This window comes from Bifidobacterium sp. ESL0819 (genome assembly GCF_052606245.1).
The window spans coordinates 340,585-365,138 of record NZ_CP199587.1 but is presented as its reverse complement, the minus strand read 5'-3'; the positions used below and the strand labels follow the sequence as shown (position 1 = coordinate 365,138).

At 60.3% G+C, this 24,554-nt stretch carries 21 protein-coding genes and 1 pseudogene; 19 read left to right on the top strand and 3 right to left on the bottom strand.

Features of this window, described 5'->3' with window-relative positions:
- Window positions 1-75: 75 nt before the first annotated feature.
- Window positions 76-936, bottom strand: a complete 861-nt coding sequence (locus ACUIAD_RS01690; RefSeq protein WP_445343468.1) for an Ltp family lipoprotein — start codon at window positions 934-936, stop codon at window positions 76-78.
- Window positions 937-1,037: 101 nt separating this feature from the next.
- On the opposite strand from ACUIAD_RS01690, the gene ACUIAD_RS01685 reads away from it, so the two are divergent.
- Window positions 1,038-1,439 (top strand): hypothetical protein, encoded by a 402-nt coding sequence (locus ACUIAD_RS01685; RefSeq protein ID WP_445343467.1) that lies wholly within the window; start codon window positions 1,038-1,040, stop codon window positions 1,437-1,439.
- Between the two features lie 53 nt (window positions 1,440-1,492).
- On the opposite strand, the gene ACUIAD_RS01680 is transcribed toward ACUIAD_RS01685, so the two are convergent.
- Window positions 1,493-1,870 carry a hypothetical protein gene (locus tag ACUIAD_RS01680; protein WP_445343466.1) on the bottom strand — a complete coding sequence of 126 codons (378 nt, stop codon included), beginning with the start codon at window positions 1,868-1,870 and terminating at the stop codon, window positions 1,493-1,495.
- An 892-nt stretch (window positions 1,871-2,762) separates the two neighbouring features.
- On the opposite strand from ACUIAD_RS01680, the pseudogene ACUIAD_RS01675 reads away from it, so the two are divergent.
- The 8 genes and pseudogenes from ACUIAD_RS01675 to clpB all read left to right on the top strand — a co-directional run bounded on the left by ACUIAD_RS01675 (window position 2,763) and on the right by clpB (window position 12,403).
- Window positions 2,763-3,749: pseudogene (locus ACUIAD_RS01675) on the top strand (PTS transporter subunit IIC).
- Window positions 3,728-3,850 carry a hypothetical protein gene (locus ACUIAD_RS01670; RefSeq protein WP_445343465.1) on the top strand — a complete coding sequence of 41 codons (123 nt, stop codon included), beginning with the start codon at window positions 3,728-3,730 and terminating at the stop codon, window positions 3,848-3,850. Before ACUIAD_RS01675 ends, ACUIAD_RS01670 begins: the two are co-directional and overlap by 22 nt.
- 320 nt (window positions 3,851-4,170) lie before the next feature.
- Entirely contained in the window at window positions 4,171-4,785 is a 615-nt protein-coding gene (locus ACUIAD_RS01665; RefSeq protein WP_445343464.1) for a GntR family transcriptional regulator, read from the top strand.
- Window positions 4,786-5,018: 233 nt separating this feature from the next.
- Complete coding sequence (locus ACUIAD_RS01660) at window positions 5,019-6,365, top strand: metal-dependent hydrolase family protein (protein WP_110452718.1); 1,347 nt, start codon at window positions 5,019-5,021, stop codon at window positions 6,363-6,365.
- Window positions 6,366-6,453: 88 nt separating this feature from the next.
- Window positions 6,454-7,497 carry a tRNA glutamyl-Q(34) synthetase GluQRS gene (gluQRS, locus tag ACUIAD_RS01655; protein ID WP_258333190.1) on the top strand — a complete coding sequence of 348 codons (1,044 nt, stop codon included), beginning with the start codon at window positions 6,454-6,456 and terminating at the stop codon, window positions 7,495-7,497.
- A 244-nt stretch (window positions 7,498-7,741) separates the two neighbouring features.
- The gene (locus ACUIAD_RS01650) at window positions 7,742-8,554 is read left to right on the top strand and encodes a YggS family pyridoxal phosphate-dependent enzyme (protein ID WP_110452717.1); all 813 of its coding nucleotides are present in this window, start codon (window positions 7,742-7,744) and stop codon (window positions 8,552-8,554) included.
- A gap of 66 nt (window positions 8,555-8,620) precedes the next feature.
- A complete protein-coding gene (locus ACUIAD_RS01645) occupies window positions 8,621-9,436 on the top strand; it encodes a fumarylacetoacetate hydrolase family protein (protein WP_445343463.1) in 816 nt (271 codons plus the stop codon).
- Window positions 9,437-9,595: 159 nt separating this feature from the next.
- Window positions 9,596-12,403, top strand: a complete 2,808-nt coding sequence (gene clpB, locus ACUIAD_RS01640) for an ATP-dependent chaperone ClpB (protein ID WP_110452715.1) — start codon at window positions 9,596-9,598, stop codon at window positions 12,401-12,403.
- 103 nt (window positions 12,404-12,506) lie between these two features.
- Here clpB and ACUIAD_RS01635 read toward each other — a convergent pair whose 3' ends face one another.
- Window positions 12,507-14,570, bottom strand: a complete 2,064-nt coding sequence (locus tag ACUIAD_RS01635) for a P-type ATPase (protein ID WP_445343462.1) — start codon at window positions 14,568-14,570, stop codon at window positions 12,507-12,509.
- Between the two features lie 176 nt (window positions 14,571-14,746).
- Here ACUIAD_RS01635 and rmuC point away from each other — a divergent pair, with 176 nt between their 5' ends.
- The 10 genes from rmuC (at window position 14,747) to ACUIAD_RS01585 (ending at window position 24,500) form a co-directional block, all read left to right on the top strand.
- Window positions 14,747-16,099, top strand: coding sequence for a DNA recombination protein RmuC (gene rmuC / locus ACUIAD_RS01630; RefSeq protein WP_445343461.1), 1,353 nt, complete (start codon window positions 14,747-14,749; stop codon window positions 16,097-16,099).
- 37 nt (window positions 16,100-16,136) lie between these two features.
- Window positions 16,137-16,814: an orotate phosphoribosyltransferase gene (locus ACUIAD_RS01625; protein ID WP_258333189.1), complete on the top strand. Its 678-nt coding sequence runs from the start codon at window positions 16,137-16,139 to the stop codon at window positions 16,812-16,814.
- Complete coding sequence (locus ACUIAD_RS01620) at window positions 16,811-17,536, top strand: TrmH family RNA methyltransferase (RefSeq protein ID WP_110452712.1); 726 nt, start codon at window positions 16,811-16,813, stop codon at window positions 17,534-17,536. The genes ACUIAD_RS01625 and ACUIAD_RS01620 overlap by 4 nt, the downstream gene beginning before the upstream one ends.
- Window positions 17,533-18,480, top strand: a complete 948-nt coding sequence (locus ACUIAD_RS01615; RefSeq protein ID WP_445343460.1) for an ATP-binding cassette domain-containing protein — start codon at window positions 17,533-17,535, stop codon at window positions 18,478-18,480. The genes ACUIAD_RS01620 and ACUIAD_RS01615 overlap by 4 nt, the downstream gene beginning before the upstream one ends.
- On the top strand, window positions 18,477-19,466 hold the full coding sequence (locus ACUIAD_RS01610) for an ABC transporter permease subunit (protein WP_445343459.1): 990 nt from the start codon (window positions 18,477-18,479) through the stop codon (window positions 19,464-19,466). Before ACUIAD_RS01615 ends, ACUIAD_RS01610 begins: the two co-directional genes overlap by 4 nt.
- Window positions 19,467-19,509: 43 nt before the next feature.
- A complete protein-coding gene (gene gatC / locus ACUIAD_RS01605) occupies window positions 19,510-19,806 on the top strand; it encodes an Asp-tRNA(Asn)/Glu-tRNA(Gln) amidotransferase subunit GatC (protein WP_015022515.1) in 297 nt (98 codons plus the stop codon).
- Window positions 19,807-19,810: 4 nt separating this feature from the next.
- Window positions 19,811-21,364, top strand: a complete 1,554-nt coding sequence (gene gatA, locus ACUIAD_RS01600) for an Asp-tRNA(Asn)/Glu-tRNA(Gln) amidotransferase subunit GatA (protein ID WP_445343458.1) — start codon at window positions 19,811-19,813, stop codon at window positions 21,362-21,364.
- 24 nt (window positions 21,365-21,388) lie between these two features.
- Window positions 21,389-22,891, top strand: coding sequence for an Asp-tRNA(Asn)/Glu-tRNA(Gln) amidotransferase subunit GatB (gene gatB / locus ACUIAD_RS01595; protein WP_445343457.1), 1,503 nt, complete (start codon window positions 21,389-21,391; stop codon window positions 22,889-22,891).
- 191 nt (window positions 22,892-23,082) lie between these two features.
- The gene (locus ACUIAD_RS01590; protein WP_258333204.1) at window positions 23,083-24,186 is read left to right on the top strand and encodes a GNAT family N-acetyltransferase; all 1,104 of its coding nucleotides are present in this window, start codon (window positions 23,083-23,085) and stop codon (window positions 24,184-24,186) included.
- Entirely contained in the window at window positions 24,186-24,500 is a 315-nt protein-coding gene (locus ACUIAD_RS01585; RefSeq protein WP_015022511.1) for a DUF2469 domain-containing protein, read from the top strand. Before ACUIAD_RS01590 ends, ACUIAD_RS01585 begins: the two co-directional genes overlap by 1 nt.
- Window positions 24,501-24,554 lie beyond the last annotated feature (54 nt).

Genomic DNA, 24,554 nt, shown 5'->3' with positions numbered 1-24,554 from the left:
TGTGTGACATTTAAGTGACAAAGTCTTCGCAAAGGAAAAGCCCCGACGGAGCGGGGCTGATTTGTTGGGATCTGGTTACTGATTGAGGTGCTGGACGGCGTAAGCCGCTTCTTCGGGGGTGAACTTACCTCCGTACTGGCTGGCGAGCTGATGCCGGATTTCTGCTGGGCTCATGTTCGTGTACTTCTTGTAGTCTTTGGCTGCGGCGAGAGCAGTGGCCTTGTAGTCGGCTTTGAGATTATCTACGGCGTGCTGGGCGACATTGGGCGTGAATTTATCCTCGGTGGTGAGGTCGTAGTAGATGCCCTCCTTGCTCTCGTGTCTTATTTCCAGGCAATATTTGGCTCTGGCGTGAGCAGCGGCGTTGTCGTCGGCTTTGAGGTTGTCTACGGCGTACTGGGCGGCCTCTGGCGTGAATTTATCCTCGCTGGTGAGCTCATCGTAGATGCCCCGCTTGCTCATGTGCATTCTTTTCTGGTAGTGTTTGGCTTCGGCAAGGGCATTGGCGTTGTAGTCGGCTTTGAGATGGTCTATGGCGTACTGGGCGGCCTCGGGCGTGTATTTATCCTCGCTGGTGAGCTCATCGTAGATGCCCTGTTTGCTCTTGTGCAGAATCTCAGAGTAGTCTTGCGCCTTGGCCAGAGCCGCCTGGTGATCGTCAGGGTTAGGGTTGGCAGGGGTTTCAGGGTCCTTTGGGGTTTTCTTCATCTTGTTCAGCTGCTGTGATATGCCGGCTGTCTCGATCTTGGGGGCGCTGATGGTCAGCTTGATGTCTGATCCCGCGGTTACGGCAAAAGCAAGAATGGCGACCACGGCGATGACGACCCAGAACCAGACCCTCTTGTAAATCGGCTTTTCCTCCGGCGGCTGCATCCACGGGGGCACGGGTGTCTGTGGGGTCTGTGGGGTCTGTGGGGTCTGTTCGGCGTTGGACATGACTTATTTATCCCTCTTTCTTCATCCTCTATGACTACCAGCAGGCTACCAGTTGTTCTGTACGATGGTCATGCTTATGGGGATTGGCTCTGTGCTTTGCAATGCATGCGGCTCGAATCGAGTATGCGCTGGTGGTCCTGGATGATTTGGAGGGTGACGTCGAGTTCGCAGGCGATCCGGTAGTGGTCGCCTTCGTGCATGACTTCGGCTGTCTGGTATTCGATCGGGTTGACAAGCTTCAATGCGGTTTCGCGTCGCGTCCGGCGTTCCAGACGCGGGCCGTAAACGCCGTCCCTGGTGGCGTCGGCGTGCTGACAGCGGATGAGCTCGTGGACGAGGGTGCAGCGTTTCCGGCAGTAGATGAGCTGACTCTTAACAGCGTGTCCGGGGTTCGAGCCCCCGTGGGGACACGGAGTCAAAAGCCTACAGCCGCAAAGGCTGCGGGGCTTTTCTATTGGTCGTGGAGTTCGCCTGAAACACGATTCTGTGTGACATTTGTGTGACAAAATCTTCGTAAAAGAAAAGCCCCGCCGAAGCGGGGACTGAAGATCATTTCTTAGGCAATGATCACGTTTCTCACGTCGCCAGCCTGTCTGCTGCTTTCCTCGGCCACTGATCTTAGGTCCTGAGCGACTTCTCTGGCGTGCTTGATGTACGGGAATTGGTAGGAGCGGCCATTGTTCTCCATGATGGTTATCGACCCGCCTGAGAAGGGACTGTCCGTGGCGTTGATCATCTTTGCGCGACGCAGGTCAACGTTCGTCGTCTTCTTCGTGATTAGGCCGGTTTCCTGGCTGAGTATGTATGTGCCGTCGAAACTGTAGTTCGTTGTGGCAATGGAGATGGCCTTGAAGATCATCGGTATGTACCCCAGGATCCATGACCAGCAGGCATTCCCTATGAGAGCACGCCAGTCCTTCCCCATCTGCAGCATAGAACTCCTTCGTCGTCAGTGCTGCTAGAAGCCTAGCAGGAGCTGAGCACGGCATAGTCAGCTGGAAGGTACCTGAATGTTCAGGTGTGGCGAACACGAGATGTAACCAACGCGTTAAAAGCGGCCGATCTCTTCCGTGTTAGCAATCGTAGGACGCGAGCTAGTACAAGGCTTGTCAAAGATTGTTTGACGGGTCACCATACTGGTCGGCTCCCTATTGCAGTGGGATAGGGGTTCGAGGTCATGTTCGTCGCGCTCATATTCGACGCGGGATCAGGAGCCCGCATCAGCCGGCCAAGATTTTGGGACCGACTGTTATCGGCATCTTTCCCCAGAGTCGGGTCCTGCCTCATAAGCTGCCGCAATTGGTCTGAGCGGCCCCAGGCCACCTGGTCGTCTATGCCTGCTACCTCACGAACTACCGCATGACCAATGAGTTCGCGCCGATTTCGAACACTTCTGTACTGTCAACGCTTCGGGCTCTCTGGTCAACTACTTCATCAGCGGGTTCTTTGCGAGCCTTGTGCTGATCCTAGGAGTCCTCTGCTGTCTTCAGGGGAAAGGGGCAAGGGATTGGCTGTCCACTCCAGCGTTATCGACCTGGCGGGTGGAGGCCGGTCACCTATCTGGCGATCCTACCGTCCCGGGTCTTATTAGCAAGCTTGGAATATGGTGCTTGAACGATATGGCGTTTGAACACACAACTGTAGACATCATATTGTCATGTTGTTATAACGTTTGCGGAATTCGAGGTCGAAGATTCCAAGGGAGGTATCCATCCTTCCGCGATCATTCGCTAGGGAGCAGATGGGCTTCATCGTATGCGAGGAGGCAAATTGCTGGACCAGCGTTTCGCAGAAGGCACCGTCATGTATAGGAAGGGAGTAGCCGATTGGGAGGAGGCAGCGGACGTGGTCACCGGTTTTGGACATTTCCGACGGCATCCGTCATCGTTGCGCTGATCTCCCTGATCGGCCTGATTCTGCAGCGCAAGTCTGCCACGGATGTCATGAAGGGGACCATACGGACCTTCGCGGGCTTTCTGGTCCTTGCCTCTGGCGTTGGCGTGGTGACCAATGCATTGACCCCCCTTGGGAATATGTTCCAGCATGCCTTCCATCTCCAGGGCGTTGTTCCCAATAACGAGGCCATAGTCGGCACGGCTCTGGTCAGGTACGGATCCGTAGCTGCGCTCTTCTTCTTCGCAATGATTGTCAATGTCCTTCTTTCGGCAACTTCATATTTCAAATATGTGTACTTGTCAGGATACGTGGCCTTCTATATGGCCACGTGATAACCGTCATCTTCGCGGCGGCCGGGTTCTCCACCTGGCAGACCCTGCTCTGTAGCTCAATCGCTCAGGGCCTGGTTGCGACCTTTTCGCCCGCAGTCCGCAGCCTTTCATGAAAAAGGTGACTGATGCCGACGATGTGGCCCTGGGCACACCGGCGGCTCGTGCATCGCCCACGGTGGCCTTGTGGCTACGCTCACGCGCAGCAGGAAGCATCCTTCCAAATCAACTGAGGATATCAGCTTCCCAAAGAACCGGGGCTTCCTGCGCGATACAACAGTCATCGTGGCCCTGTCCATGGCTGTGATCTATGTCATCGTGGCGCTTTTCGCTGGTCCCGGCTATATCGAGAGCAAGCTCAGCGACGGACAGGACTTCATCGTCTATGTGGTCCTGCAGGCTACGACTTTCTCTGTCGGCGTCTACATCATCCTGGCGGATGTTCGTGTGGTCCTAGGCGAGAGCGTTCCTGCCCTCAAGGGCATCAGCGGGCACCTGGTCAAGAACGCCAAGCCTGCACTGGACTTCCCGGTCACCTTCACCTTCGCTCCTAACGCCGTTCTGATTTGGGAATCATCGTCGTGCTGATCCTGGCCTATGTGGTTTCCTGCTTCATAAACAAGCGCAAGAAGACCATTGCCGCTGCAGCTGACTCAACTGACAAGGCTGAAGCCGTCGCCTGGATCTGAAGCCTTTGTCCTATCTGAAGTTGGCAGAGGCGGCGATGAGGAAGGGTCATGGGACTAACTGATTTTGAATATTAGTTCCGTAGCCCATCCGTAGCTGGAGAATATTGCTGCTTGGCCCATTTGCCGGCAGAAACGGGTAGGGTCTTTTACGATCATTGAGGACAGCGAGTCTCCGATTTGCGCAGGTCGTGGGATTTCAATTCACGAAGGCCATGAAATCAGGTGGGTCGGTTTTGCGATTGTAGATGGAATTTCCAAGCGTGTGTCCGTGCGAGACCATTGGTGCGGAAGCGTCAAACGGATGAAGGGATGGGGCGCAGTTGCCCACGGAGTCCGGACTCTGCACACGCTGCAATGTCAGTCGCATTAGAGTTCGCCATGCCAGAGAATATTTGATTCGTGGGGGATTGATTGTTCGCAGCCAGGGCAAGGGTACCTTCAGGTTGAAGTCGTCCTCGTCCTCTCGCGAGGTGATCAACGGCCACATTGAGGGATTCTGGCGCCAGCAGCGTGACCTAGGCCGAACAGTCAAGGCGCGAGTACTTGGCAACAGGATTGTCGAGAATGCCGATTTTGCATCCAGGCTGGGTATCGATGCTCAGGCAGACCTGATCGAGCTGGAACGACTGCGCCGTGTCGGCGGCAATCTGCATAATTATATCTGCGCATACCCGTCGGTTGCCCGGTTTCCGGAAATACTCGAGCATGATTTCTCCGATGGATCCCGCTATAGCTTCATTGAGGAACAATACGACGTCAGGCTCGCCAGAAACGAGGCCGTAGTCCGCATCGAGAATACCGATTCACGGTCGCTGGATACTTTCATATGGATTTGGGCTGGCTCTTGCTGGCCATGGATTCCACCGTCTTCGACGGATTTGGTTCGGTGGTGGCATTCGGCGTGGCTCTTCAACCGCCTTCGTATTCCGAAATAGAGTTCGTCATCAACAGCATCCGGACTCCGGGTGACGCTCCCCGTTCAAAGAGGTTGTCAACGATCTGTGGCGATGACTTTGAAAGTCCGCTGTCGGGCTGCTTCTGGAATGGCATCCTTTGCTTGTGCGTCAGGCTTGTCATGCTTGAATGGTTCGTCCTGCAGTGGATAGTATTGAGAATATACGCTTGATTCCTCGCAGAGTGCATCGGAGATGGGAAGGCAGGTACGACCATGGGGCGTCTTCTAGGCAGGACGAAGCGCGAACCGTTTGTGCTGGAGCATGCCAATATCGCGACTGGGGATGAACAAGGCACGGTTCAGAAGGATATGTCTGTTCTCGTGTCCACGGATGGCCGGATAGAGCAGGTCTGTCCCACGCCGCTGGCCTATGTGCCTTCCGGATACCGCCGGGTCAACGCTACGGGCAAGTTTGTGGCGCCTGGGCTTATCAATGCGCATACCCATCTCTTTGCTGACGGCAAGCCGCTGTCTGGGGGAACCGACCTGTCTCCGCGTGTGGTCAGTGCCGGCTTGAAGGTGGTGCACAGCCCTGCCGGCAGAGTCCTCATGGACGCCAGGATCAAAGGCAACGTTTCTACGCTGTTGAACTCGGGCGTCACGACCATTCGTACCCTGGGCGATGTGGGCTATGAGGCTGTTCGTCTGCGCGACCGGATTGATGCTGATGAGCTGACTGGTCCACGCATGCTGGCTGCCGGCCCTCTCCTGGCGATTCCCGGAGGGCACGGCGATCCTTTCATTGCTCTGTCCTGTTCCTCCCCCGAAGAGGCCAGGCGCCGGACCAGGGAGAATCTGGACCATGGGGTCAATGCCATCAAGGTGGCCGCAACAGGTGGCGTCACCGACGCCACCAAGCTTGGCGAGGCCGGCAGCCCGCAGATGACTGAGGAGGAAATGGCTGCAGTCTGCGATGAGGCCCATGAGTTTGGCGTGCTGGTTGCGGCGCATGCCCAGAGCCCAGAGGGGGTCAAGGCCGCTCTCAAGGCTGGCGTGGACACCATCGAGCATGGCAGTGCTCTTGATGACGAGATGATCGGGCTCTTCCTTGACAATCCGCGCTCGCTTCGTGGCTTCTCTGCTCTGGACCCCACCCTGTCCGCCGGACTGCCTCTGGTCAAGATCAGTCAGCAAGAGCTGGGGATCAGCGATATAGTTCGCGGCAATTCCGAGCTGGTCGTCGACGGCATGATCAAGAGCGCCAAGCAGGCTCATGAGCATGGCATTGCCGTTGGTGTAGGAACCGACACAGGCATGACCTTCGTGCCCCAGTACGGTACCTGGCGAGAGCTTGACTATCTGGTGCGGTATGCCGACTTCACCCCGGCGCAGGCCTTCCACGCCGCTACCCAGGTCAATGCGCGAAACCTGGGCTTCGACAATATCACAGGCTCTGTTGACACGGGCAAAGATGCGGATTTGATCGTTCTGGACAAGGACCCCGCTGAGGATGTGCGCACGCTGGCTGATCCCAAGCTGGTCATCGTCCGCGGCAAGCCGGTATGGCGGCCTGAGGTCAAGCACTTCGAGGAGATTGACCGCCTGCTCGACAGCTTCTGATCATTTGCTTTGTGGCCATCCAGAGGCATGCAATAGTGTGACCGACTGATGGTTTCCCGATGACCGGGTGGTATGCAAGCATGTCGGTATGCAAATGGGAGAGCCGAGAGCGGACCGGACAGACCAGACCAAGGTCGTAGGAAGGTTGGCGCCTTCGCCGACTGGGCGGATGCATCTAGGCAATATCTATGCATGCCTGGCGGCCTGGCTGGGTGTCAGGTCGCAAGGGTCTGACGGGGTTCTGCGGCTTCGAATCGAAGACATAGATACGCCGCGTGTGGTCAAGGATGCCGATCGCTGGATCATGGATGACCTGGCATGGCTGGGATTGGATTGGGATGGCGAGGTGGTCTACCAGTCCCAGCGCGCCGATGCTTACGGCAAGGCATTGCAGCAGCTGGAATCGCAGCAATTGATCGACAGGCAGCCTTTGATTTACCCCTGCTTCTGCTCCCGTGCAGACATCCGCGCGGCATCGGCGCCTAATGAAGGCGACGGGTTCATTGTCTACCCAGGCACCTGCCGAGGACTTTCCCGTCAGGTAGTCGGTGAAAGGCTGACCCAGGGGCGGAGGCACAGCCTCCGGATTGCAGTCCCGGATCAGCCCGATGAGTCGGATGCAGTCTGTCGCTTCGACGATCTGGTCTTCGGGTTGCAGTCCTTCAACTTGCCCAAGCAGGTCGGCGATGTTGTTGTTCGGCGCGCGGACGGCTTGGTTTCCTACCAGCTGGCGGTGACGGTGGATGACCTGGCCATGGGTGTCAATCAGATTGTGCGGGGAAGAGACCTGCTGAGGTCCACAGCCATTCAGATGTGGATCAGGAATCATCTTCAGCCGCAGGCTCCTCGTGTTCAGTACGCTCATTTGCCGCTGATCGATGGCGTGGACGGCAGGAGGATGTCCAAGCGTTTCGGATCGCCGGACCTGGGCTCGCTCAGAAAAGACGGCTGGTCAGCCAGGCAGGTGCTGGGGGTCTGTGGATGGCTCCTGGGACTCCTGGATCAGCCCAGACCTGCGAGTGCGCAGGAGCTGCTGGATGGTTTCACGTGGAACACACTGGCTGCTGACCGCAAGGATCGAATGCTGGATCTGAGCAAGCTGAACGTTTCTGGCGCAAAGCCGAATCTTTGAGTTCTCCGGCCCTGAGCTGCGCTGATGATTTGCCGAAAGTGCTTGCCTGATGACTTTCAGGCTTGCGGGAATTCTTGTTGAGCGACTGCTGAAGAGCAATATTCGTGACCTTGTAAGGTGACTCATGGATTCCGGTTCATCAGTCTTGCTGTTTGATGCCCGAGATTCGAGTGAATTCCAGTATGAGCCACTGGCTACCATGGCCTCAGTCAAGGCTTCCGGATTTCTAAGGAGGTAGCGGGTCATGGTCGCCTATATGGACCACAAGGATCTGGGCAATCGGCAGATCAGCCAGGAGCGAGCCAGGCAGATTGCGGAAGGGGTCAAGCGTGTGGCTGAAAGGATCGCCAAAGCTGAGGACTCCGTCGGCCGAGAAGAAGGCTCGGTGATGCTGCTGGCGGCCACTAAGACCCGCGATGTAGGCGAGATCATGGCAGCCATTGATGCCGGGGTGCGTCGAATCGGCGAGAACCGCCCCCAGGAGGTCACTGCCAAGGCCCAGGGATTGCTGGAGCTCTGTCGGCAGAGGGGGCTGGCTCTTGGCGCTGACGCTGCAGACAGTGATTCATCCAGCGTGGGCTTCCATCTTATCGGGCAGCTCCAATCCAACAAGATCAATAAGATCCTGCCATATGTCGACACGGTCGAGTCAGTCGACGGGCCCTCGCTGGCTCGAAAGCTGGCCACGCGGGCACTGGCTGCGGGCACAACTGCGGGCATACTCCTCGAGGTCAACGAGTCCGGCGAGCAGGCCAAGTCGGGATGCACCCCCGATCAGGCTCTGGATCTGGCATACGAGCTGGCCGCTATGGAGGGGATCCAGCTTAAGGGGCTGATGACCGTCGGCGCACATGTGGATGATGAGGCGGTCATCAGAAGCGGATTCGCACATTTGCGCGGCCTGCGCGATCGCATCAGGGATTCGGGGGAGCCGGGCACCGACGCCTGCACTATGCTGTCCATGGGCATGACCGGAGACATGGATTATGCGGTGGCAGAGGGATCGACCGAGGTCCGTGTAGGCACAGCCATCTTCGGCCCACGGGCTTTTATCTGACCGGCCGCTGTCTGTTTCGGAGCCTGAACCTGTCAGGAGGCCCCGCCTGGGGCTAGACTGTGCCCTATGAGAATCGCACGCTTTTCCTACAAGGACACCCCACGATACGCCTTTGTTCAAACTGACAAGCAGGACGGCAAGGACTATCTGGTCGAGTTGAGCGGCTACCCCCTGACCGGCCAGCAGGTCGAGCCCACCGGCCAGCGCTACCCCTTGGACGACGAGGATGTGCGGCTTCTGGCCCCGGTCATTCCTTCCAAGATCTACGGGGCGGCCAAGAACTACCGTGCTCATGCCGCCTACATGGCCGAGCGCGGCCAGTCCTCGAATCCGGAGCCTCCAGAGAAGCTCATGCTCTTCATGAAGCCCTCCACCTCGGTTATCGGCCCTGACGATCCCATCGTCAAGCCCTCGTACAGCAAAGACATGAACTATGAGCCAGAGGTAGCCGTCGTCATGGGCAGGATGGCTCGGAAGGTGAGCGCCAACAAGGCCATGGACTATGTGCTGGGCTACACCTGCGTCAATGACGTGACCCTGCGTGACCTGCAGAAGGACGATCCTATGTGGACCCGTTGCAAGGGCTTTGACACCGCCTGCCCTCTCGGGCCTTGGATCGAGACCGACCTGGATTATCGAGATGCGAGGATCTCCTTCAAGCTCAATGGGGAAGAGGTTCCCGAAGCCAGCGGCACCACCGCTAACCTGATCCACTCCATTCCTGAACAGATCGCTTTCATCTCCAGCTTCGCCACCCTGCTGCCCGGCGACGTCATCATGACCGGGACCCCGCACGCCTCTGGTTCGCTGAAAAACCGTGATGAGGCCACGGTCTGCGTGGAGGGGATTGGGTACCTGCGCAATGTGGTCATCGACGAATAGCAAGCGGTAGAAACACGGAACTTAAAAAACTTGAGCCTATTGGACTCAAGTTTGGGAATAGGCATCCTTCTTTCGCTGTTGTAGAAGACAGATGAACCCGTGACGGGGACTATCCGACTGGCTCGGCTGGCCCCGCCGAAGAATGTTGGAGGATGCTCTATGAACGAAAACTTCACCACCATGGCTCAGCAGGCCATAGGCGATGCTATCCAGTCGGCCTCGGCGGCTGGCAACCCCCAGGTGGATGTGCTCCATCTGCTGGACTCGCTGCTGCGTCAGCAGTCCGGCGTGGTTCCTGGACTGATCCAGGCGGCCGGCGGCGACAGCCAGCGGGTCGGAGCCGAGGTCCGTCAGGCCTTGGTGGCCCTTCCGTCGGCCAGTGGTTCCACGGCCTCGCAGCCCCAGGCCAGCCGTCAGCTCAGCATGGCCCTTGCCCAGGCGGAGAAGGAAATGCAGGCCATGGGTGACGAGTACGTCTCCACCGAGCACCTGCTCATCGCCATCGCCCAAGGTCCCTCGCAGGCTGCCGATATTCTGAACCGAAGCGGTCTGCAGGCCGATACCCTGCGCAAGGCCGTGCCACAAGTGCGCGGCGGTGCCAAGGTGACCAGCCCAGATGCCGAGGGCACCTATAAGGCTCTGGAGAAGTACTCCACCGATCTGACTGCACAGGCCAAGGAGGGCAAGCTGGACCCGGTCATCGGCAGGGACCAGGAGATTCGCCGTGTCATGCAGATCCTGTCCCGGCGGACCAAGAACAACCCGGTCCTTATCGGCGAGCCCGGCGTGGGCAAGACGGCCGTGGTCGAGGGCCTGGCTGAGCGTATCGTGGCCGGCGACGTGCCCACCACCCTGCAGGGGAAGAGACTGATCTCCCTCGATCTGAGCTCTATGGTGGCTGGCAGCAAATACCGTGGCGAATTCGAGGAGCGTCTCAAGGCCGTTCTCAATGAGATCAAGAGCGCCAACGGTCAGGTCATCACCTTCATCGATGAGATCCACACCATCGTCGGGGCGGGTGCCGTCGAAGGGTCCATGGACGCGGGCAACATGCTTAAACCCATGCTGGCCAGAGGAGAACTGCGTCTGATCGGCGCCACCACCTTGGACGAATATCGGGAGAACATCGAGAAGGATCCGGCTCTGGAGCGCCGCTTCCAGCAGGTCTTCGTGGGCGAGCCCTCCGTGGAGGATACCGTGGCCATCCTGCGTGGTCTCAAGCAGCGTTACGAGGCTCACCACAAGGTGACCATCGGGGATGACGCCCTGGTGGCGGCAGCTACGCTGTCCAACCGGTACATCTCTGGTCGCCAGCTGCCCGATAAGGCCATTGACCTGGTTGACGAGGCCGCTGCCCATCTGCGGATGGAGCTGGACTCCCAGCCTGAGGAGATTGACGAGCTTCAACGCCGCGTCACCCGTCTGGAGATGGAGGAGATGCAGCTGAAGAAAGCTGATGACCCTGCCTCCAAGGACCGTCTGAGCAAGCTGCAGGCCGAGCTGGCGGATTCCCGCGAGAAGCTGGGCGGCCTCAAGGCCCGTTGGGAGAACGAGAAGGCTGGCCACAACAAGGTCGGCGACCTGCGCGCTCAGCTGGATGCCAAGCGGGTCGAGGCCGACAAGGCCACCCGTGAGGGCGACCTGGAGAAGGCTTCCCGCATTCTCTACGGAGAGATCCCTGGCATTCGCAAGCAGCTGGCCCAAGCGGAGAATGCCGCCGAGCAGGCTAAGAATGCCGCCAATGAAGCAGGTCCCGAGGGAGCTGACATCGCTGGAGGCCCCGCACAGGAGCCCATGGTCCCTGATCATGTGGATGCGGATTCCGTGGCAGAGATTGTTGCTGACTGGACCGGCATCCCTGTGGGACGACTCATGGAGGGCGAAAACGAGAAGCTTCTGCATATGGAGGACTACCTGGGCAAGCGGGTGGTCGGCCAGCAGGAGGCCATCCATGCGGTATCCGACGCGGTCCGGCGCTCGCGTGCCGGTATCGCCGATCCCGACCGGCCCACTGGATCCTTCATGTTCCTGGGTCCCACCGGAGTGGGCAAGACAGAGCTGGCCAAGGCTCTGGCTGACTTCCTCTTCGATGACGAGAAGGCTATGGTCCGCATCGACATGTCAGAGTACATGGAGAAGGCTTCGGTCTCACGGCTGATCGGCGCTGCCCCCGGCTATGTCGGCTATGAGGAGGGCGGCCAGCTGACCGAAGCTGTGCGTCGGCGGCCATACTCGGTGGTCCTCTTTGACGAGGTGGAGAAGGCCAACCCAGAGGTCTTTGACCTGCTTCTGCAGGTCCTGGACGACGGCAGGCTGACTGACGGTCAGGGCAGGACGGTGGACTTCAAGAACACCATCCTGATCATGACCTCCAACCTGGGCTCGCAGTTCCTGGTCCGGGACGACCTGGACGAGGAGGGCAAGCGCAAGGCCGTCATGGATGCCGTGCAGGCCAACTTCAAGCCCGAGTTCATCAACCGTCTGGATGATCTGGTCATCTTCCACCCCCTGACCCGCGACGAGCTGGGTTCCATTGTGGACATTCAGGTCCGTCAGGTGGCCCAGCGGCTGACCGATCGGCGCATCACCCTGGACGTCACCGACTCCGCGAGGGAGTGGTTGGCCAACATGGGCTACGATCCGGCATTCGGTGCCCGACCCTTGCGTCGGCTGGTGCAGACCGAGGTGGGCGATCAGCTGGCCAGGATGCTGCTGGCTGGCAAGGTCCACGACGGCGATACGGTCTTGGTGGACCAGACCGGAGGCGACCACCTGGAGCTGACTGCCTGGCCTACCGAGAATCTGGTAGACGACTCGGTCACGGTCGACGGTGTGACTGCTGATGGTGACGCCGAAACAGGTGACGCCGAGCAGGCTGCTGGCGATCAAAGCGATGGCGGACGTGATGATGATCGAGGCCGTCATGCCGCGCGTGGCGATGATCAAGGCCAGGGCCAGTCTCACTGAGGCCAGGCTGCAATCAGCATTCATGACTCATGAATTGGGGTCGGCGCCGGGATCATCCCCGGGTGCCGACCCCTTTCTGTGCCGCAGACTGTTCTCTGTGGATTCAGTCCATAGCGGTCGCCGGATCTCTGCCCTCTTGCATGGACTCCCACTGGCTGTCGACAATGACTTGGGGGCGTCGTGCCGCCACCGTCGGAAGCTGGTCAGTGTCAACCAGGGCCAGGTGCAGCCAGCGGCGGCGCAGGTGTCGCAGCCGATGCAGGCGACGAACGTTGAGCATGGCCAGGATGGTGGACATGGCCCCCGCTACTGCTGCGATCATAGGGTTGAGCATCCAGCCCAGGAGGGGTTGGCAGATTCCAGTGGCAAGGACCAGGGTGACGAGGTTGTAGACAGTGGACCAGACCAGGTTCTGTCTGATGACCTGGGCGGTGGCTCGGCTCAGCTCGATGGCCCTGCCCGTTCCGTCCAAGTCGCCCTGGTGCAGAATAAGATCCGGTTGCAGCAGGTCTGTGCCGTCTGCGCCAGTTTGAACTTGGGGCCCTAAAGCGATGCTTACCCGGGCTTTGGCTGTCAGCTCATGATCAGCGGCTGCTGCAGTTGCCAGGGCCACCAGCCTGGTCTGGCTCTGCCGCCCAGAGGAGGCGGCGTCTTGACCGGCTGGATCCGCCGGAACGCCCCTGCTGGTTCGGGTCAGGTCGTGATTGAGCCGGTCCAGGCACTCGCGCTTGCGCTCGGGGGTCAGCCGGGTAATCAGCATATCTACGCCCGCTTGACGTGCTGCCCGCTCAATCCTGTCGTCCGGTTGGGGACTTCCGTCCAGGATCAGACTGCCCACCCGCAAGGAGCGCAGATGGGTCGCGGCCCGAGTGAGCGATTCCGCGTGGACTCCCTGGTCTTCCGGGTTGCTGGGATCAAGTAGGGATGAATCGTCCAGAATCAGCGTGCGTACTTGGCCCAGGTGGTTCATGGCTCGTGGCGAGGTGAAGAGCAGACCGTGGGCCAGACCTGTCTCCAAGCTGGTCCGGAAAGCCATGGGGATGGTCATGGATGCGACGGCGGGGCAGGCGATGGTCAGTACGCAGACGGCATTGCCTACAGCGTGGGCCAGATGGGGCTGCGGCCCCAGCATAAGCCAGAGCATGAAGGTCCAGACAGCCAGGATCATGATCAGGGCGATGGCGGTGTGGACAATCCGGTCCATCCTGCGCATGCCGGGGGAGCGCTCGACCAGGGCCCGGGGGATGATCTTCACGAGCTTGGCTGCATAGGTGTTGTCGCCTGCGGCGTCCACACGGATGGACAGTCGCCCTTCCAGAATCTTGCTTGAGGCCAGAATTCGGTCGCCAGGTCCGCATGCCCTGGGGCGGTCGCCGCCGGTCAGCTCGCTTTCGTCAACCAGGGCCGACCCCGACTCCACAACCCCATCAGCGGCTGGACGCTCGCCTGTGCGCACCAGGAGCAGATCGCCTGGGCGGATTCGATCACGTTCAAGGACCTGGTCAGGAACTGTCTGCGGGTGCTTGGGATCAGCCACCAGGCCTGAAGCTGGTTGGATCTGCATCAGATGGTTCAAGGATGCCACCAGGGAGGCTTCTATTCTGGTACTCATGACTCTGGCCAGCAGCAGGAGGGTGATGACCACGCCGATCAGATCAAAGTACGGGGACCGTGAGCCCTCCGGCAACAGAGATCCGGCCAAGCATGTGGCCAGGCTATACAGGTAGGCCAGACTGGTGGCCAGCATGGCCAGGAGGTCAGGGGTGCAGCGATGCTCGGTCATGGCCTTCCATCCGTCCATGAGTATTTCGCGGCCGCAGTAGAAGATGACTGGGGTTATCAGAATAGCCTGCACCCAAGGGCTGGCCAGCCATGAAGGGATCATGTCGGGTCCGAAACGATCGAACAGATCCAGAGCCAGCACAGGCGCAGTCAGCAGGGCGCTGACGATGGTCGGCCTGATCAGGCGGTGGCTGCGGGAGTCCAGATCGGCCCCCCATTGGCCCCAATTCTCGGGATCGCGCCAAGGAAAGTTCGCGGCAAAGCCTGCGCCTGCACCCTGACCGCTGACATGAGCCGACGGCATAAGGAAGTACCAGAGGATCAGCCAGGTGACCGCACAGGCCACGACCAGATCGGCTATCGCCAGGAAGATATCGATACCCACGGATCTCCTTCGGTCTTGCTACAACCCCTCGATGTTCCCTATTCTGCCCTGCATTGCGGCCCGACGCCGGTCTTAAGGCCGATTCCTTGCGGAAAAAACGAATTCTCGAATTATCGTCGACAGCCTGCCGTAACGACCCGGCTTCCGGGTCCAGCGCTCGGGGTTAACTAGAACATATGTTCGATTCTACGTCGTCAGTGGTCATGGTGGTGCTTCTTCTGCTGATCGGTATGGTCCTGGGAGGGTTAGCCGGATATGTGCTGGGGCGTGCCCAGGGCCGCAGGGCCGTCAGCATGGGGTCTGATGTTCAAGTGGATGAGCTGCGCTCGCAGTTGGATCAGGCCCAGGACCGGCTTCGCGGATCCGAGGCGGCTCTGGTGGAGGCGCGGACCAAGGTGGATGGCCTGAACCGCGAGCTCTCCTTTGTCAAGTCCCAGCTGGCCCAGTCCCAGCAGGCCGAGCAGATCAGGATCGAGCAGGAGCGTCGCCGTGCTCAGGCTCAGGAAGAGGAGAAGCGACGCAGGCAGGCTCAGAACCTTGAGGAGGAGAGCAAGGTGCTCTCGGCGCTGGCCCCCGTGCAGAAGAACCTGGACGCCCTCCAACACAAGGTGGCCCAGATCGAGGAGGGCCGCAAACAGGAGATGGGCTCCCTGGGACAGCAGCTCAAGAGTCTGGGCGAGCAGCAGGGGCGGCTGGACAAGGAGACCAGCTCCCTGGCTTCGGCCCTGCGCAACAACAAGGTGCGCGGCGCCTGGGGCGAAGCCCAGCTCAGGAATATCGTCGAGTCGGCAGGGCTTATGGAGCATGTGGACTTTGATACCCAGGTGGTGGTCACAGCCTCGGACGGTCGCGTCCTGCGTCCCGATATGGTAGTCCACTTGCCCGGCGGCAAAACTATTCCCATTGATGCCAAGGCCCCCTATTCCGACTACCAGCGGGCCTGCGAGATCCCTGACACAGCCTCGGATGACGAGCTGCGCCGCCGGGACGAGCTGCTCCAGGCACATGCCCGGGCCCTGCGCGAGCACGTCAAGGTCCTAGCTGACAAGGAGTACTGGAACGCCTTCGAAACGGCTCCAGATTTCGTGGTGGCTTTCATTCCCAACGACTCCCTTCTGCAGGCCGCCCTGGAGGTGGACCCCACGCTGATGGACGATGCCTTTGCGCAGAAAGTGGCCCTGACCTCGCCCGTGACCCTTTGGGCAGTGCTCAAGTCGGTGGCCTACGCCTGGCAACAGCAGAACCTGTCCGAGGATGCCCGCACTCTCTTTACGCTTACCCATGAGCTCTATGACCGCTTTGTGGTTCTGGGCGAGCGGGCCAACAAGCTAGGCCGCTCCATCACTGCCACGGTTACCGCCTACAACAGGTTTGCCTCCTCCCTGGAGTCGCGAGTACTGGTCACCGCCCGCAAGCTGCAGCAGATGGACCCCTCCAAGGTGATCGAATCGGTCGGCGTGATCGATTCGGACAGGGGCAACATCAAAGAGCTGACCGCCCCGGAGGTCCTGCCCGACCAGGAGCAGTGAGCGCCGCTTAGGGGCCTCCGGCGCTAATCTGATAAGCATGAACGAGGCAACGAAGAGACAAGAGGGTTCATCCTTCAGGCCCACGGGGTCGCCTGGTCTGGTCGGGCGTGAATCGGACACGGAGCTGCCTGGGCCGGTTGACCAGTTGCGTGAACTCCTGGCCGAGGAGATTGGCGGGCGTCCCTTCACTGAGCTGAGCGGGGTCACTTTCCATCACCGTGGGGCCGAACTGGCCGGGCATGTTCTTCTGGACACCCTGGAAGATGCCGGCTATTCAGTCGACGACTTCGATGCAGTTGGAGCCTTGACCGCCGCTGCTGTGCCACTGGCCGATGCCATGCTTCATGCTGCAGCCTCGCGTGGGCAGGATCTGGACGCTTTCGTTATGGACTTCGTCTACCCCTCCATCAAAGGCCCGTCCATCAAGGGCAGACGTGTCATCCTGCTGGACGCCTGGCTGGGCCGGAAATCCTATGTGCAGACCTCATCCCTGGTCACCTTGGACAAGGACAACGAGCTCAATCTTGACTGCGGGATCATCCAGCGTCAGGGAGCGAAGACGCTGGCCATCGCTTCATTGGTGGGAGGCCGGACTGACGGCAGCATTCAGGTGGTCGATCCGGTGGACGGATCCCGGCGGCGGCTGCCTTTCATCTACGCCTACCAAGAGGATCAATTCGCCGAAGCGGCCGAAGGTTCCTCGGAGCGTTCATGAGGGAGCCCGATCCAGTGACCCGAGCGGCCATGGCGTCAGATGAGCCGATCTTCCGGCAGGTGGGGGTTGGCCCCTGGAACCAGGAACACCCCGACAGGCCATTGCCAATGGATTCGCGCTATGACCCTGAACTGCTGGATCAGGGGGATCGCCGCAACGTCCTGGACAGGTATCGCTACTGGAAGGTCGAGGCCATTCGGAACGACCTGGATCGCCGGGGCCGTCATGATCTTGAGGTGGCTGTGGAGAACTGGACCCACGACTTCAACATCGGCTCCATGGTCCGAACGGCCAACGCCTTTGCTGTCCGTCGCGTCCATATAGTGGGTCCTCACAAATGGAATCGCAAGGGCTCGCTGATGACCGAGCTCTACCAGCACGTGGTACATGATCCCGACATAGCAACCATGGCGGTCACACTGCAGGAAGAGGCAGCCAGGCAGGGGGAATCCATGCCCCGTATGATCGCTATTGACAACGTCCCCGGGGCTGTTCCCATGGAGACCTATAGCTTCCCTCGTCGGTGCCTGCTCATGTTCGGCGCTGAGGGGCCGGGCCTGTCCGAGAAGGCCTTGGAGCTGGCCGACGATGTGGTCTACATCTCCCAGTTCGGGTCCGTGCGTTCCATCAACGCCGGGGCTGCCGCCGCCGTGGCCATGCATTCCTGGATCTGTCAGCATGCCGGGGTGGCGGGTCGGTCAGGCCAGGGAACTCAGCCATGATCGTCATCGACTCACTGACCAAGCGCTTCGGGTCCCGCAAGGCGCTGAGCCACGTCTCCTTCACGGCCGAGGACGGCCAGGTGACGGGGTTGCTGGGGCCTAAAGGCGCCGGTAAGTCGACCGCTCTCCGCATCGCTCTGGGACTGGTGCGCCCTGATGCAGGCAGGGTCCTGTTCGACGGCCAGCCCTTCGTTCGGCTCGCATCGCCCATGCGTACGGCGGGCGCAGTGCTGAACCCACATAGCGCCCACTCTTTCTGCAGGGTCAAGGATTATCTGCTGGCCCTGGCAGCGACCAACGGCTTGGATCGTCAACGGGTGGGTCAGGTTTTGGATATGGTCGGTCTGCAATCGGTCACCGACAGACGCACGGGCTCCCTTTCTCTTGAGATGGGCAGGCGGCTGGCCATCGCCGCAGCGCTACTAGGCGATCCGCATAACCTGGTTCTGGATGAGCCGCTTAAGAGCCTGGATTCTGCAGGAATCAAACTAGTGAAAGACCTCTGCCGCAGCTTTGCCTCGCAAGGCAGGGCCGTTCTCCTAAGTTCCCATATGATGAGTGAAATGGCTCGAATTGCCGACGATTTGGTCATCATTGCCAGAGGACGGATCTTGGAGAGGACGACCGTGGCCCGGTTCATTGGCGAGCACTCCCATGAGTCCATCTATGCAGTGACGCCGCAGCCCGACCAATTGAAAGCCGCTCTGGCAACAGCTGCCGGAATACGCATCACCCGCCTGCCGCCAGACGAGAATTGCCCGCCCGATGCCGCCCGCTTCCGCATCCAGGGCGCGCCTCTGGCCTCAACGGCCTCTATCCTGGCCCAGGAGGGAGTGGTGCTCTATGAATTCCAGCAGGAGCAGATCTCCTTGGAACAGGCTTATAAGGATGTCGTCCATGGAGGAAGGGGAGAGCTGCAGCGCAGGCCGGAGGCAAGGCTATGAGTGCCGACGGCGATCGTCGAGCCCGCCGCAGTAGGCGAAACATAGCTGCGAACCCTGATGACGCGATCCCACGGCATGGTTCCGCCTTTGTCTGGCTGCGTCAGACTCCATGTTCGACCTTTCTGGGTGCGTGCCGTCAGTCCAATCGGCTGACACTTTCTGGAGCGGTCCGGGCGGAGCTGCGCAAGATGCGCTTCCAGCGCTCGACCTGGGTTCTGCTTCTGATCGTCATGCTCTTGCAGCCGTTGAGCACCATCCTGGCCGTCAGGTCGGCTCGAGGCATGGTTGGACTCGACCGGGGGTCTGGCTGCCTACTGGCCAACCTCCTGCATACACCCATGGCCGTGAATTGGCTGGCTGGCGCTTCAGGTCTGTTCCCGGGCATGATCGTTGCCGGGATTCTGGGTGTTTTGGCCGTTACACGTGAGTTTTCGGATGCCGCCATTGAGAGCACGCTGATGGCCAATCCTCGTCGAGGCATGGTTCTGATGGCTAAGGGTCTTGCCTTGGCCTTGCTGATCTGGTTGGCGGCGCAGGTGGGCCTGCTGTTCAGCTGGATCCTTGAGACCCTGCTTCCATCAGGTAGATCTGGCCCCTTGCCTGCTGACAAGTCCGGGCTTGTCCTGATTGATCTGCTGGGCGGCCCGCTCATGCTGGCCCTTTTCGCTTTGATGGGCCTGGGTCTTGGAGCCTTGAGCCGATCCAAGGTCGGCGGGATCAGCTTGGTTCTGGGGCTGACCTTGATCCTGCCACTGATTCTGGGATTGCTGTGGGGTCCGGGCGCTCATGCCGCAGGACTGCAGATCCTCCTGAGGCTGATGCCGGCCAGCCTTCTGGGCACTTTTCTTTCAGGCCTGAACCGGGCGACAGAGGCAGGCGGCGGATGGTGGCCCACATGGTGGCAGGCTGGTCTGATCATGGCGGCTTGGACTGCCCTCTGCTGCGCTCTAGGAACCCTGGTTTTCAGGCGGGCCGACATCAACTGACTTTGCCTTCTGCGTGTCATAGAGCACCCATATGATAAGTGGTATGCCAACTTTTACACGTGAAGAGATCAAGCATTTGGGCGATCTGGCCCGTATTGCCTTGACTGATCAGGAGGCTGACCGCCTCAAGGGCGAGCTCAACGTGATCGCCGATTCCATCACCAAGGTCCAGGAGGTGGCTGGTGATGACGTGCCTCCCACTGCCAACCCCATCCCCCTGGAGGCCTATCTGCGTCCCGATGAGGCCGAAGAGCCATTGACCCAGGAGGCTGCGCTCTCAGGGGCGCCGGTCACCGAGTCAGGCATGTTCGTGGCTCCGCGCATTCTGGGCGAGGAGTGAGACGATGAGCGCACAGGAAGAATTGGTTAAGCAATCCGCCTCCGACATGGCCGCGCAGTTGCGGTCGGGACAGGTTTCCAGCCGTGAATTGGTTCAGGCTCATCTGGATGTGATCGAGGCTGCTGAGCCCAGCATTGATGCATTTCTGCAGGTCAGCGCCGATCAGGCCCTGGAGCAGGCCGACGCTTTCGACAAGCGCCTGGCCCGCGAAGGTGCCGAGGGGTTGCCGGAACTGGCGGGCGTTCCCATCGCCATAAAGGACATGATCGTTACCAAGGGCATTCCCACTACGGCCGCCTCCAGGATCCTCGAGGGCTGGGTGCCGCCTTACGACGCCACCGTCATCAAGAAGCTCAAGGCCGCAGGCATGCCCATTCTGGGCAAGACCAACCTGGATGAGTTCGCCCAAGGGTCCTCCACCGAGCACTCGGCCTTCAAGCCCACGCACAACCCCTGGGATACCGAGCGTGTCCCGGGAGGCTCAGGCGGCGGCTCGGCCTCGGCCGTAGGCGCTTTCGAAGCTCCGCTGGCCTTGGGCACCGACACTGGCGGGTCCATTCGCCAGCCTGGATCCCTGACTGGCACTGTGGGCGTCAAACCCACCTACGGTGGCGTCTCCAGGTTCGGGGCCATCGCCATGGCCTCCTCCCTGGATCAGATTGGTCCGGTTTCCCGATCCGTGCTGGATGCGGCTCTGCTGCAGCAGGTCATCGGCGGCCATGACAAGCGCGACTCCACTTCCATTCCCAAGCCGGTTCCTCCTCTGGCCCAGGCTGCTCGCCAGGGTCAGCGGCGCGATTTGAAAGGCCTCAAGGTGGGGCTGGTCAAGGAGCTGGGCGGCGAGGGCTACCAGCCCGGCGTGGAGGCCCGCTTCAACGAGGCCGTTTCCCTGCTGGAGTCCATGGGCGCCGAGGTGGTTCAGGTTTCCTGCCCGCACTTCCCCTACGCGCTTGCTGCTTACTACATCATCATGCCCTCCGAGGTTTCTTCAAACCTTGCCCGTTATGACGGCATGCGTTATGGTCTGCGGGTCATGCCTCCTGAAGGCGTCCCCCAGACGGCTGCCAACATGATGTCCGCCACTCGTGAGGCCGGGTTCGGCGACGAGGTCAAGCGCAGGATCATCCTGGGTATCTACGCCCTGTCCGCTGGCTATTACGATGCCTGGTACGGTTCGGCCCAGAAGGTCCGCACCCTGGTCATCCGTGACTTCGAGAAGGCTTTCGAGCAGGCCGATGTCCTGGTATCGCCCACTTCGCCGACCACGGCCTTCCGCTTTGGCGAGAAGGTGGACGACCCGCTGGCCATGTACCTGAACGACGTGGCTACCATTCCAGCCAACCTGGCCGGCACCCCGGCCATGTCGATCCCTGCCGGGCTCAGCGATGATGGACTGCCTGTCGGCTTCCAGTTCTTCGCCCCCCAGATGCGCGACGAGGTCATGTACCGGCCTGCCGCCGCTCTTGAGGCGGCCTTGGAGGAACAGTGGGGCGGGCCCATCTCCCGGAAGCTGTCCACCCCCTGGCTGGATGGCCTGGCTCAGGATTCGACCAAGTAGGCATCGGAAGGAAGCGGAATCACAATGGCTGAGAAACTTATGAAGTACGCCGATGCCGTGGCCAAGTACGACCCGGTGTTCGGCCTGGAGGTCCATGTGGAGCTCTGCACCAACACCAAGCTCTTCTGCCCGGCCCATATCGAGTTCGGCGGCGAGCCCAACACCCAGCTGACTCCGGTCTCCCTGGGCCTGCCCGGCAGCCTGCCGGTGGTCAACAAGACCGCCATCGACTATGCGGTCAAGCTTGGCCTGGCTCTGCATTGCAAGGTCAACGAGTGGAGCCAGTTCGCCAGGAAGAACTACTTCTACCCGGACATGCCCCGCGACTACCAGATCTCCCAGTATGACAAGCCTCTGAACGGCGAAGGCTATCTGGACGTGGAGCTGGATGACGGCAGCATCTTCCGTGTGCCCATCGAGCGGGCCCATGTTGAGGATGACGCGGGCAAGAACACCCATGTGGGCGGGGCCGATGGCCGCATCGAAGGTGCAGACCACTCCCTAGTGGACTACAACCGTGCTGGTGTGCCACTGGTCGAGATTGTGACCAAGCCCATAGAGGGCGCCGGGGCACGCACCCCCGAGGTGGCCGGGGCCTATGTCCGGGCCATCCGCGACATCGTCCGGGCCCTGGGCATCTCCCACGCCCGCATGGAGCAGGGCAACATGCGCGCCGATGTCAACGTCTCCCTGCATGCCGGACCGGATGCCCCTCTGGGAACTCGGTCAGAGACCAAGAACGTCAACACCTTCAAGGGCATCGAGAAGACCCTGACCTACGAGATTCGCCGTCAGGCGGCTCTGCTGGAGTCCGGCGGCGAGGTGCTGCAGGAGACCCGCCATTGGGACGAGTCCACACAGACTACGGCAGGCGGCCGTGTCAAGACCGATGCCAACGATTACCGGTACTTCCCCGACCCCGACCTGGTCATGGTCCATGTGACCAAGGACCATATTGAAGAGCTCAAGGCCCAGATGCCTGAGATGCCGCGCGAACGTCGCGCCCGTCTCAAGAAGGAGTGGGACTTCACCGACCGGCAGATGCAGGACGCGGTCAACGCCGATGCTGTGGATCTGATTGAGGATACGGTCAAATCCGGTGCCACGGCTACCGGTGCTCGCAAGTGGTGGCTGGGCGAGATCTCCCGCGAGGCCAATGCCCGTGGGGTCAGCCTGCAGGAGTTGCCCATTTCGGCTCAGGATGTCGCCGATGTGGAACAGCTGATTGTAGACGGAAAGCTCAATGACAAGCTGGCCAAGCAAACCGTCTCCGGCGTACTGGCCGGTGAAGGCACGCCCAGCGAGGTCGTCAAGAAGCACGGCTACCAGGTGGTTTCCGACGATGGGGCTCTGGATGCCGCTGTCGATCAGGCCCTCAAGGACAACCCGGACATTGTGGCCAAGCTCAAAGGCGGCAATATGAAGCCCATGGGCGCTATTATCGGAGCGGTCATGCGGGCCACCAAGGGCCAAGCCGATGCCAAGGCGGTCAGCAAGATCGTTATGGAGCGCATAGCCCGGTCCTGAGCGCGCCCGGTCCGTCGGCCTGATCGCCTCGGGGTCGGGCAGGCGGACCCGCCCAGCCTCTCATGATTTTCCCAGGGGCAAGGGATTACAATTGATTGCCATCGCAGGGTGGCGATCATGGAGGTGACGTGATGTCTATGAGCGGCAGGGGCAACGACCGACCGCAAACGCATACCGATGGATCAGACGACATGGCGGACGGACAGCTGCCCGACAGGATCGAGATCCCCTATATCCGGGGCGAGATGTTGCACCTGCGTCCGGCGGTCATCGCCGATCTGACGGCAATGGACCAGCTGGAGGCCTTCTACAATTCCACCGGCATCACCGGCAAGGGGCCTAATGCCGAACGGGCCGTGGTCAACGCCTGGGTACGACGGTCAGTGGCCTGGTCCAAGGGTTTGGCTGCCCGCGATTCGGGCGTGGGCGATCCCGAGTCCCGCCGCACACTGGCCTGGGCCATGGTCACTGATGCTGACACCGACCAGGACGGCTCGCCTGACGCTGATGCCACTAAGGGGGTCATCGGCATGATCTTCCTGATCGACGTGGACGGCTGGTCTCGCTCGGCCAGGATCCAGGTGGTCCTGGGGCGGCACTTCCGGGGGCGGGGGTACTCCCGCGACGCCATGCCCAGAATTATGACTTATGGGTACGCTGCTGCTCCTACGGGCTTGGGCCTGCATCGGATCTGGGTGGCTGTGCCAGAGAAAAACACACGGTCAATCTCCGTCTACCAGTCCCTGGGCTTCATGATCTCGGGAACCTCCCGTGATGCGCTCTGGGATGCCGAGAATGGCAAGTATCAGGATCAGATCGTCATGGACGCACTGGTCGATGAATATGATCCCATACGCTCTTTGAATGCCTTCGGCATGCATGTCATCCGCGACAATCCCGGCGTGGCTGAGGCCCTTGTCGCACACGGCTACGCTGCGGATGGGGAAGGCGTCATAAGCGAATCCGAACCTGGGGGGTCCGTCCCGGCATTGCAGGACACGCAGGTGCCAGGCGACCAGGCCAATCCAGACAGGGATGGCGGTTCGCGTTCAGGAAAATCTGCTGAAGAGCAGGCGGGGTCCGACAGCAATAATCATGGGAAGGCGGGCCTTGGTCAGACGGACTCTGAGACAGCGCAGGAGGAATCAGGCTCTGCAGGATCGGTTGTTGAGCAGTCTGGCGAGGAGCATACAGCGTCGGATTGGGCCTATGGGTCGGCTGAGTCCAAGCGTTCCAAGCGCGCCTGGTGGCGTACGCTTGGCCATGGCCGTGATCGCGCGAATGGAGGTAGCTGATGAGTGCCGAGGATCTCGACAACTACGAGACCAATGCCGAACTGGCTCTGTACCGCGAGTACCGGGATGTAATCAAGCTGTTCACCTACGTGGTCGAAACCGAGCGGCGGTTCTACCTGGCCAATAAGGTGGATTTCAATGTCCGATCCGCTGGGCAGGACGTCTACTTTGACGTTCGGCTGACCGATGCCTGGGTCTGGGACGTCTACCGGTCCAGCAGGTTCGTCAAGAACGTCCGCATCGTCACCTTCAAGGACGTCAATGTGGAGGAAGTGCAAAAGACAGACATCGACATCCCTGACTCGCTGGGCTAAACAGCGCGCAAGGGCCAGCATCATCACGTTTATTCCACGCAATGGCGGGAATTC

Excerpts from the sequence above, each read along its gene's own strand:
- ACUIAD_RS01690 (WP_445343468.1), bottom strand. The coding sequence starts at position 936 with ATGTCCAACGCCGAACAGACCCCACAGACCCCACAGACCCCACAGACA.
- ACUIAD_RS01685 (WP_445343467.1), top strand. The coding sequence starts at position 1,038 with ATGCATGCGGCTCGAATCGAGTATGCGCTGGTGGTCCTGGATGATTTG.
- ACUIAD_RS01680 (WP_445343466.1), bottom strand. The coding sequence starts at position 1,870 with ATGCTGCAGATGGGGAAGGACTGGCGTGCTCTCATAGGGAATGCCTGC.
- ACUIAD_RS01660 (WP_110452718.1), top strand. The coding sequence starts at position 5,019 with ATGGGGCGTCTTCTAGGCAGGACGAAGCGCGAACCGTTTGTGCTGGAG.
- gluQRS (WP_258333190.1), top strand. The coding sequence starts at position 6,454 with ATGCAAATGGGAGAGCCGAGAGCGGACCGGACAGACCAGACCAAGGTC.
- ACUIAD_RS01650 (WP_110452717.1), top strand. The coding sequence starts at position 7,742 with ATGGTCGCCTATATGGACCACAAGGATCTGGGCAATCGGCAGATCAGC.
- ACUIAD_RS01645 (WP_445343463.1), top strand. The coding sequence starts at position 8,621 with ATGAGAATCGCACGCTTTTCCTACAAGGACACCCCACGATACGCCTTT.
- clpB (WP_110452715.1), top strand. The coding sequence starts at position 9,596 with ATGAACGAAAACTTCACCACCATGGCTCAGCAGGCCATAGGCGATGCT.
- rmuC (WP_445343461.1), top strand. The coding sequence starts at position 14,747 with ATGTTCGATTCTACGTCGTCAGTGGTCATGGTGGTGCTTCTTCTGCTG.
- ACUIAD_RS01625 (WP_258333189.1), top strand. The coding sequence starts at position 16,137 with ATGAACGAGGCAACGAAGAGACAAGAGGGTTCATCCTTCAGGCCCACG.
- ACUIAD_RS01620 (WP_110452712.1), top strand. The coding sequence starts at position 16,811 with ATGAGGGAGCCCGATCCAGTGACCCGAGCGGCCATGGCGTCAGATGAG.
- ACUIAD_RS01615 (WP_445343460.1), top strand. The coding sequence starts at position 17,533 with ATGATCGTCATCGACTCACTGACCAAGCGCTTCGGGTCCCGCAAGGCG.
- ACUIAD_RS01610 (WP_445343459.1), top strand. The coding sequence starts at position 18,477 with ATGAGTGCCGACGGCGATCGTCGAGCCCGCCGCAGTAGGCGAAACATA.
- gatC (WP_015022515.1), top strand. The coding sequence starts at position 19,510 with ATGCCAACTTTTACACGTGAAGAGATCAAGCATTTGGGCGATCTGGCC.
- gatA (WP_445343458.1), top strand. The coding sequence starts at position 19,811 with ATGAGCGCACAGGAAGAATTGGTTAAGCAATCCGCCTCCGACATGGCC.
- gatB (WP_445343457.1), top strand. The coding sequence starts at position 21,389 with ATGGCTGAGAAACTTATGAAGTACGCCGATGCCGTGGCCAAGTACGAC.
- ACUIAD_RS01590 (WP_258333204.1), top strand. The coding sequence starts at position 23,083 with ATGGCGGACGGACAGCTGCCCGACAGGATCGAGATCCCCTATATCCGG.
- ACUIAD_RS01585 (WP_015022511.1), top strand. The coding sequence starts at position 24,186 with ATGAGTGCCGAGGATCTCGACAACTACGAGACCAATGCCGAACTGGCT.